Raw genomic sequence first — 10,193 nt, 5'->3', positions numbered from 1 at the left:
GTCACGGGAATACGCACTAATATGAAGAACCGCTCTTAAACCGAATTGGGGTTATTATTTTGTGATTACACACCTCTCCCTTCGTCTACCAACAGAGAAATGAAAGTTTCAGTTTGCTACTGTCGCAAAAAGTATGTAAATTTGCGACATACACCTCCTTATCTTTCCTCCTATACATGAATCATCCTCTTCTTTTCAGCTGCATTGCATCCTTGGGGGCAACCTCCGCTACTGCACAGACTCCAGACTCTCGTCCCAACGTCATCTTTCTCGTTGCCGATGACCTTGGTTATGGTGACCTCTCCTGCTATGGCGCGCAGCGCGTACATACTCCCCACGTGGATAGCATTGCTGCGCTCGGCACTCGTTTCACCGATGCTCACGCAGCTGCTGCCACCAGCACCCCTTCTCGTTATTCCTTGCTCACAGGACAGCATGCCTTTCGTCATCCTAGCAGCAACATTGCAGCTGGCAACGCGGCTTTGCTCATCTCTCCCGAACAGTTCACCATCGCTGATTTGTTCAAACAGAAAGGATATGCCACAGCTGCAATAGGAAAATGGCATCTCGGTTTAGGTAGTAAGACTGGAGAGCAAGACTGGAATGGAGAACTCGATGTGACTCCTCGCGACATTGGTTTTGACTATCACTACCTCATGGCAGCCACTGCCGACCGCGTGCCCTGCGTGTTCATTGAGAACGGACGTGTGGTCAATCACGACCCTAGCGCGCCTATTTCTGTGAGTTACAACAACAACTTCCCTGGTGAACCTACGGGAAAATCGAATCCAGAACTCCTCACCAAGTTACGCCCAAGCCACACCCACGATCAGAGCATCGTCAATGGCATTTCGCACATCGGATACATGAAGGGAGGCGGTCGTGCCCTATGGCGCGATGAAGACATTGCCGACAACATCATCAATAGTGCGGTGCGTTTCATGACTGACCACCGCGAAGAGCCGTTCTTCATGTACCTTTGCACCAACGATGTCCATGTACCACGCTATCCCCACGAACGCTTCCGTGGCAAGAGCCCTATGGGCTTGCGTGGAGAAGCCATCTTACAGTTTGACTACACCATAGGAAAGGTGACGGAAGCACTGCGTAAACTAGGCTTAGACCAAAACACCCTTCTCGTCATCACCAGCGACAACGGTCCTGTGCTCGACGATGGATACAAGGACGATGCCGTTCGTCTTGCCGGTTCTCACCGCCCCGCAGGTCCTTGGAGTGGCGGTAAATACAGTGCTCTCGAAGGTGGAACTGCCGTTCCTTTCATCGTCACATGGCCTGGAAAAGTGCCAGCTGGCAAAGTGAGCCATGCACTCGTCACGCAAATAGACGGTGTAGCCTCCATGGCTGCCATGCTCAACAGTCAAATCCCCGATGGAGCAGCTATCGACAGTCGCAATGCCCTTGACACATGGTTGGGAAAAAGCGATGCGCACAGCCCCTTCGTGCTGGAGATGGCGCTAAATCGCTGCTTGAGCCTTCGCACCAATCGTTGGAAATACATCGAAGGTTCTAATGGTCCGCTAAAAATGGCAGACGAACAAATAGCCACTGGCTACAGTCGTCAAGCGCAACTCTTTGATATATCTGCCGACCGAGGTGAAACGCGCGATGTTAGTGCTAAACACCCCGATGTAGTAAAGAGTATGCAGCAACTTCTCGATGCACAACGTCTTCCACTTGCAGGCGATAGCACTGCGATCTATTATCATCTATTCACCCCTCGACGTGAAAACCGCTATCTCACAGCCACCCAAGCAGGGCAACCCCTCTATGGTCGTCCTAAACCCGAAGAGAACGCATCGCAATGGCGATTGATCCTGCGCCCTGACGGATTGGGCTATGACATCATGTGTCGCAAAGACAGTTTGTATCTCCAACCTGGCACAGGTGTAAAACCGGCTCAACCTTTACGCGCGAGCAAACTACGTCCCACCCGTGGATGGACATTCACTGGTAACAGTTTCTCTCAAAATCTCATGGCTTTAGGTTGTGGACTCTCGCAAATCAACCAAGGTGACAAGAGTAGACAATATGTAGTCCTCGATTGGGGTGGCGGCACCAACACGAGCGATGCAGGTTGTGCCTATGCCCTCTTCCCTGTGGATGGCGAAAAGGTGAAGCCGACCGGCATTTTGTCCCTCCCCAAAGAGCAGCATCGAGTGGTAGTAGAAAATGGTGTCTTCAAATTGGACACTGGTGGTCGCGAAGTGCAACTCTACGACCTTTCGGGTCGTCGCGTCCAACCAGGACGCCTTCCCCAGAAAGGTGTTTTCGTCATCGGCACACCCCATGGAGAAAAGGTGATGTTCTAAATTTGCTGTCTGGAAATAGCTCTTACTATAACAAACAAGGCTGAAATCCAATAAGAGGGTTTCAGCCTTATTTTATTACACACAAAAAACTTTTATCTGACAGCAATAGTCTCAATTAGACTTCCACTACGAAACATAACCTTATCCAAGGCATCTTTTAAACAGCTCTTCATATTTGCTTATCTGTTTTAATAAGTATTTCTTCTATTTAATCGTCCCTTAAAAAGCATAGCTAAGTGAGAATCCATTCGTGGATGCTCTCTCGCTTAGCATTTCGCTTATTATTTAGCAGGGTCAAAAGAGCTCTCATGGCTCTTTTGAAGTTATAAGCAGCAGCTGCCAATAGTAGGTTCACAGCATCCCCTACCACTCCCTTGTAAAAGTTGCGTCCTAAACGATGATCTGATTTCAAGTGTCCGATGGTTGGTTCTATGCCTGCTCGCTTGCAGAATAGTTTGTGTTTCTTTCACTTCTGACACCTGCTATCTGAGGCTTTGGGAACAGCTTGCATTGTCAGTCTCGAGCTTGCACGAGCTTATTAGGGGATGAATCTATCGTTTTGGATTTAGGCTGAACTTATAGACGAGGTGGAGCATGAGGTAATTGGGGATGACACGATACCACGTTTCGGTGCGCCCCTGTGCATTGACCTCGTAGGTGGTATTGGAAAGCTGGTGGAAAAGGTCGCGTCCCTCTAAAGTCAGTTCCCACTTATCGCGCCACAGCGATTGGGTGAGGGAGGCATTGACCACACACTCGCTCTTGTTGAACGCGCTGCTCCCATATCCACGGCGACTCAACACCGTCGTTTCGACATTCAGCGTCGTTTTCCACTGTGGGATGGTTTGCTGAAAGTTGAAACCATAGCGAAAGTCGAAAGCCGAAAGGGAGGTTTGCGTGGGGCGATGCCCCCAAGTACGACGCCAAAGCACGCCTCCCAACAGATCGACCTTAGTATGTCGACTTTTATAGCTCAATTTGAGCGACTCGTTGAGATTGACGGTTTCGACCTTGTTGAGCGCAGCATCCGCCATTCCATCAAGGGCGGCATAATCCACCGAGTGCCAAACGTCGGCCGCGGTATGGCTATCCACCCACCACTGCTGATTTTGATGCAGAGAGATGGTAGTGTGATAGGACGACTGCCACGCCCAATTACCACGTACGTTTTCTGGTCGATAGGTCGTTGCTCCAGTCTGTGCCTGGTAGGTAAATCCTTGCGCCACGGAGCGGAGGTGATAAACGAACGAGGTTTCCGCCCGCCCAGAAGTCATACCGACTCTACGGCTTTGCCATTTGGGCTGATACGAAAGACTGGCATTCCAACGCTGATTGGTTTTCAAGAGAGGATTACCCTCGATAATCTCCAAGCTGTTGCGGGCATCGCGATAGGGAATCATATTCATCAATCCAGGAGTGGATGAAGTAAATCCGAGACGAAGCGACCACTGTTTGTGCCTGAGATAAAAAGAGGGATGAAGTGCAACCATCGTGTAATGGGCAAGCGTGTCCATCGCCCCACGATGATAGTCCAAGCGTTCGCGCTGGAAGTAAAGTGGCAAAGTCAAGGTGAGGTCGATGGGGAAGTGCTCACTCTTGCTCCGTTTCAAGGTAACTGAAAATTCGTTTTCGTGACGTTGGCTGTGCGACGCTGTACTATTCGTCTTGTCGTAAGCCTGCCAAAGCCTATCGCGATTGGAGGGCAAGAGATTGACCTGCACACTATCTTCCAAGCCCCAGCCTTTCAAATCGCTCAACAGGAAGTATTGGTCATCACTACTCTTGCCGCTCAGTTTGTATTGCTCTTTGAAGTGAAGAGACCATAGCGAAGACAAGTTCTGGTAGAAGGACAGTGAAGGCTCCACACGATACTCCGTAGTGCGAGCATCGGTGTACTCGTGGCGATAATCATTGGACTGATGAGCTAAAGCCGTAGTTTGGCGGTGGAAATAATCTCGATCAGAACGCTCCCACAAGCTGTTGAAACCGACACTCAGTCGGCGAAGATGGGGTATAGAAAACCCCAGCATAGACAGCATACTATAATGCTTTATTTTGCCCAAAGCATCGATTTGTTGGCTCGCCATTGTTTGCTGTGCATTCCACTGCTGCGTAGCTTTGTCCCACGCCTCCTTGTCTTCCTTGTATCCTACGCTCAAATAGTGGCTAAGAGACCAAGGCAAGTAATTGAACTTATTGATGAGCTGCGCGGCTTTGATGGTCGTTTGCAGGTTACGCTGCATACGCTCGAAAGTACTCCCCGAAGGCAGGAAGCTCTCTTTGTAGCGTCCCGAGGCGTCCAAGTTCTGATAGTGATCGAATGACAATTGTGCAGACTCCATTAAGGCTGGATAGCCCATCATTGCCTTTTCCGTCGATTGGTACTCGAAAGTCAGTCCTGCGGCTTTGCGCGTGGAAGGCTTGTTTTGATTGCCCATTATAAATCCTTCCCCTTGGTTCCATCCTCTCGCTATCGCGCGGCTGATGTCGTTCGTATTATTCAAGTTCGCAAAGGCTCCAATGGTCGAGGTAGGCGTCAAGAGCAACCCGAAGATACGAGTAAGATACCTTTCGTGCGTACCGCCCGCCGCTTCTGCATTGACCATCGCTCCCAAGGAATATTCATTCTTCAGGTTCACGTCCATCACATACTCGGGACTGTCGTCTTTCTGCCCACGCATCACCATCTCTAAGCGTTGGCGCTCAAAGACTTTCAACTCTTTCACAGTGTAGTAGGGCAAGTTTTCCAGCAACACGGCTTCGTTCCCACGAAAGAAGGAACGCGAGTTGAGGGTAAGTTCATCAATCTTTCGCCCATTGATGAATATTTCGCCAGCTGCATTCATCGTGGCTCCTGGAAGTTGCTCTATCAAGTGAGAGAGCTTTGAACCCGAAGGAAGGTTGAACGCAGCTGCATCGTAGACCAAGGTGTCGTTGCGCATCTTCACCTTGATGCGCGTGGCCTGCACAACTGCCTCGCCCAATTGATTTTCGCGCATCAACTTGCGCAAAGAAATCATAGGCACAGACAACTGTTTCTTCTGATTGTCCTGCGGAATGACGACCTGTGCCCATCCATCTGCGTATCCCTGCTTTTGGACGCGAATCAGGTAGTTGCCGGCCACGTTGGGAGTATTGATGGAATAGATGGTGGAGACGTGCATGCTGTCTTCACCAATCTCATAGACCTTAATATCGCTTTTCACCTCAATACTGTCCGAGTTGAAGAGGGCGACACGGCAATCAAAAAGACCGCGCTTCAAGAAGACATCTTGGACACCGCCTTGCAGCGTAACAGTGGACTCTTGCGCGTATGAAACAGCAGTAATGAAAATTGCGAAAAATATAAGAACGAACCTGTTTGAAGACATAAGGATAAAGGGATAAAATATAATAGCCTATAATATACGCCTTTCCTGGCAAATTAGAGTCGGATAACTTTTTATGTAATTGACTTGCAAAGAGGTACGTCAACATAGATGTATAAACAACCATATAAGCAAGCACCGATATCTCCTGAAAATTTCATTTTCACAGCAGTACAATATCCATACAATAGATACTAAGCTGAAAAACAACAGCAAATATACACATTTTTTTTTCTACAAAGATTTTTTCATGGTCTTTTTGTGTTATGAGACAGAAAATTACGTAATACGTAGAGTCAACCGGCAAGTGCAAAATTAGGCTACTCGTTTGAAGAACTCTGCTTTTGGTGTTTCAAACATTATTTTGCCTGGGTCTATTATTGATTTTCTTCTGTATGATCGCAATCTTTTTATCTGTAACTTCATCAAAGTTGGCTTATTTTGGAATATACTGTCTGATGAGTTTGTATTTTCAATCGCTCCTTTCTGCCATGAGACATAAGAATCTGCGAAATAGACGACGGCTCCCAAATACTTTGTAATGAGTTTGTGTGCGGCAAAATCGGGAGCAAGGGCAGCATTGCGTGTGGAACGCTTGCGACGTTCCATTGCCTTGTCGTACGCCTTGAACCAAATATACTTGCCCGACCTAGTGCTGCTGCGTTTCAATTCACGAAAAGTGTGGATAGACTCTACACACTTCGATTTTGAAAGTACGAAGTAACTTCTGGTATATCCTCGCTAGGTATACCAACATAACGAAAGTCGTTCCTACTAACTTTCCCGTCCAACTTAACAAATGTAAAATCAAGGTTTCTCGCGCGTGCGTGCACGCGCGCACCCTGCAAAATAGTAGTTTTTGCTTTCACAACCTTCACACTTTTCGTTGTAATACACTAGGGCACAACGAGATACAAGCGATTTATTTGCATTCATTTAGAAAAACGTGGCAGAAGAGCAAAAAATCAAGGAAAATGGGATGAAATAAGCCGTATATGGACAACTGGGGGCAAAGAGTAGATTTTGGGGAGAAAATGGGAAAATCGGAGAGTTATCCACAACACTCGGAGATATTTGAGAAAACGTCGGAGGTTTCTCCAAAAATGTCGGAGTTTTTCGGAAAAATATGGGAGATTATAGGAGGATAATACCTTGAAAAATAAGGGAAAAGGAAGACAACGGACAAAGCGAGTGTGAAGGTTGTGAAAGCAAAAAGTGCAAAATCGCTGTAGGGCGCGCGCACGTACGCGCGAGGAGAGAGTTTTCCACAGTGCGACGAGTGAACTCGTCCTCTCCTACACTACCCTATCACGAATTAGGGAAAATGGATGGAAACAGACAGACTAGGTCAGAACAAGAAATCGCTAAAAGAGATAGAGTTCGCGAAGGTCGGTGTGTTCTGCAGCACGTTATCACACAGTTTTGCAAGATAGACTTTTCAAATAGAAAGATCTCAAAGAAAAAATGTCACTTTTCTGTCGATTTTTCTCACTTTCGCCTCATATCCTCCCATATACTTATAGGGGGCAGAGGGAAAGCAAAAAGAACGGATGAATAAAGGGATATGCGACAAGGGAAAAGGATAGAAAATGGGGTGAAAGAAGAAAGGAAGAAGCAAGGAGACAAAAAAGCGAGCGAAAGAAGAGCGAATGCAAGATAAGAGAATGAAGGGAGAGAGAAGGGAGAGAAGGCAGAAGGGGAAAGAAAGCAGCAAAGAAAGATGGTTGCACCAGAAACGGCTCGTCCGCATCAAAACTTGTGTTCTGATGCGGACGGGCGCGATGAAATGAGGTATTACCCTACCTAGGAAGGCGGTAATGGTAGTGACAAAGGGGGATTAGAGATGAGCGATACGCATGACATCGGCAAAGACACCAGCGGCAGTGACGGCAGCTCCTGCGCCATAACCGCGAATGATCATGGGCGTGTCGTAGCGTTCGGTGGTGAGGCAAAGGATGTTGTTAGAGCCTTCGAGATGATACAAGGGATGACCTTGTGGGATTTCCTTGAGACCGACTTTACCCTTGCCTTCGTGCCACTCTGCCACAAAGCGCCAGCACTTGTTTTCGCGCACGAGACGTTGGCGTTCTTCTTCAAAATGCGCATCGAGCGAAGGAAGTTGTGCCCAGAAATCTTCGAGCGAACCTTCAAACAGATGGTCGGGCAAGAAGCGGCGCGCTTCGATGTCGCTGCTCTCGACACGATAACCGCTCTCACGCGCCAAGATGGTGAGTTTGCGCACCACATCGATGCCACTCAAGTCGATGCGTGGATCGGGTTCGCTGTAACCTTCCTCCTGCGCTTGGCGCACCGCTTGCGAGAAAGACACCTCGGAAGAGAGAGCATTGAGCACATAGTTGAGCGTGCCAGAGAGTACCGCTTCGATGCTCTTGATTTTGTCGCCCGAAGCCATGAGATCATCGATGGTGTGAATGATGGGCAAGCCCGCACCGACATTGGTTTCAAAGAGGAATTTCACGCCACGTTGGCGAGCCAGCGACTTGAGACGCTGATAGTTGTCGTAATCACCCGATGCCGCAATCTTGTTGGCAGTGACCACATGGACGTGGTGATCGAGCAAGCGCGCATAGTGCTTTGCTACCTCGGCTGAAGCTGTGCAATCGACAAAGACGGAGTTGAACATATTCATCTCTTCGATGGTATCGAGCATAGCCTCGATTCCCCCAGAAATGGTGGAAGCATCGAGGAGTTCGCGGTAACGCGCAGTGTCGAGTCCTTCGCGCGCATAAACAGCGGAAGAACGGCCGCAGATGCCGACAAGATTGATTTTGAGACCACGTTCTTGGCGCAGGGTCTCTGCCTGCGATTGGAGTTGCGCGATGAGCTGGCTCCCCACTGTGCCGACACCGCAGAGGAAGAGGTTGAACTCTTCGTAATTGCCCATGAAGAAGCTGTCGTGGAGCACACCAATCGCCTTGCGCAACTGAGATTGAGGAATGACAAGCGACACACTGAGTTCGAGAGCACCCAAGGCAATGGCATTGACCCCAATACCATTTCGTCCTAAGACGGAGAAAAGACGGCCGACCGTACCGGTGTGGTAGCGCAAGTTTTGACCCACGATGGCGACAGTGGCAAGATCGTTGTTGCACTGCGCAGGATTCATGGCTCCAGACTCGATTTCCTTGGCAAACTCCTGATCGAGGATGGCGCAGGCTTGTTCCGCTTGTGAAGGGGTGACGGCGAGAGAAGTGGAGGTTTCGGAAGTGGATTGCGCCACCATGAACACACTCACGCCAGCATCGGAGAGGCAGGAGAAGATGCGGCGATTGACACCGACTACCCCCACCATGGACATACCACTCACGGTGACGAGTGCAGTTTGGTTGATGGAAGAAATGCCGCGGATGAGTCGCTCACCAGGTGCTGCATCTTGGCGAATGATGGTGTGGCGACCGGTGGGATTGAACGTGTTGCGCACGAGAATGGGGATGCCCGCCTTGCACACTGGGAAGATGGTGGGGGGATAGATGACTTTTGCCCCGAAGTTGCACAATTCTGTGGCCTCATCGTAGGTGAGTTCGTCGATGGTGAAAGCCGTGGGAATGACTCTTGGGTCGGCTGTCATGAATCCATCTACGTCTGTCCAGATTTCCAGCACCTCTGCTCCGAGTACCGCAGCAATGATGGCAGCGGTGTAGTCAGAGCCCCCACGTCCGAGGTTGGTGGTGTGCCCAGTGGTGACATCGCTCGCAATGAAGCCACCAACGACGGTGATTTGTGGCAGCGCGTGCATGTGCTGCTCAATGGCTGCATGAGTGGCTTCAAAATCTACGGTTTGACGCGCGCCCTCTTTGCGTGTTTTGATGATTTTCTGTGCATCAATATAGATGGCTTTGTCGATGGCGCGTGCCACGATAGCCGATGAAAGGAGTTCGCCGTAAGCCACGATGGTGTCGGCGATGCGAGGGGGAAGTTCTTGGATAAGACTGATGCCCTGAAGCAAACTCCCCAATTCGCGAAAGCGGCGATTGACCAACTCTAAGAGAGCAGGTTGTTCAGCCTTTTCGACCACCGCTTTGACCATGTCGCAATGACGTTGATGGAGGGCTTCGAGCGCAGGCAGATAATCATCTCCCCCTTTGGTGGCTTGATGGGAGAGCGCGATGAGTTGATCAGTGACTCCTCCCAGCGCAGAAACCACTATCACCATGGGAGAAGCAGTGTGCTGCACGATTTGTCTGACTTGCTGAATGGCTTGTGGTGTGGCCACAGAAGAACCACCAAACTTGAGTACTTTCATGGGCTGTCTGAATAAAATGTGAAGAGAAGGAATAAGTTCTATTGATGAAGAAAGTCTTTACGGCGCATTGTCACCTATGGAAGAGCCGCACAAACATTTGCCTAAACAAGAGACCCACCAAAGGGCATACGCAGCGCGCGACCACTGTCTACGTCTGCTATATAAAAGGCGTTGCGTGCCGAGGCTTGACTTTCTCGCAGGGAGTACAAGTGCACAGCTGCGGCACGCAAC

Annotated in this window: 2 protein-coding genes and 3 pseudogenes; 1 reads left to right on the top strand and 4 read right to left on the bottom strand. The window is 49.4% G+C overall.

Annotated elements, in window-relative coordinates; genetic code table 11:
- Positions 1–176: 176 nt before the first annotated feature.
- Positions 177–1,688 (top strand): annotated as a pseudogene (locus HMPREF9999_RS01640) (sulfatase-like hydrolase/transferase); the annotation flags it as partial.
- Positions 1,689–2,549: 861 nt separating this feature from the next.
- Here HMPREF9999_RS01640 and HMPREF9999_RS10155 read toward each other — a convergent pair.
- The 4 genes and pseudogenes from HMPREF9999_RS10155 to thrA all read right to left on the bottom strand — a co-directional run.
- Positions 2,550–2,796: pseudogene (locus HMPREF9999_RS10155) on the bottom strand (IS5/IS1182 family transposase); the annotation flags it as partial.
- A gap of 85 nt (positions 2,797–2,881) precedes the next feature.
- On the bottom strand, positions 2,882–5,701 hold the full coding sequence (locus tag HMPREF9999_RS01630) for an outer membrane beta-barrel protein (protein ID WP_009436515.1): 2,820 nt from the start codon (positions 5,699–5,701) through the stop codon (positions 2,882–2,884).
- 312 nt (positions 5,702–6,013) lie between these two features.
- A pseudogene (locus tag HMPREF9999_RS01625) lies at positions 6,014–6,265 on the bottom strand (IS30 family transposase); the annotation flags it as partial.
- Between the two features lie 1,270 nt (positions 6,266–7,535).
- Positions 7,536–9,962 carry a bifunctional aspartate kinase/homoserine dehydrogenase I gene (gene thrA / locus HMPREF9999_RS01615; RefSeq protein ID WP_009436510.1) on the bottom strand — a complete coding sequence of 809 codons (2,427 nt, stop codon included), beginning with the start codon at positions 9,960–9,962 and terminating at the stop codon, positions 7,536–7,538.
- Between the last annotated feature and the right edge of the window lie 231 nt (positions 9,963–10,193).

The organism is Alloprevotella sp. oral taxon 473 str. F0040 (assembly GCF_000318095.2).
GTDB lineage: Bacteria > Bacteroidota > Bacteroidia > Bacteroidales > Bacteroidaceae > Alloprevotella.
This window is presented reverse-complemented; position numbering and strand designations above follow the sequence as displayed.

Bases quoted from the DNA above. Each gene is read 5' to 3' on its own strand.
- HMPREF9999_RS01630 (WP_009436515.1), bottom strand. From the start codon at position 5,701: ATGTCTTCAAACAGGTTCGTTCTTATATTTTTCGCAATTTTCATTACT.
- thrA (WP_009436510.1), bottom strand. From the start codon at position 9,962: ATGAAAGTACTCAAGTTTGGTGGTTCTTCTGTGGCCACACCACAAGCC.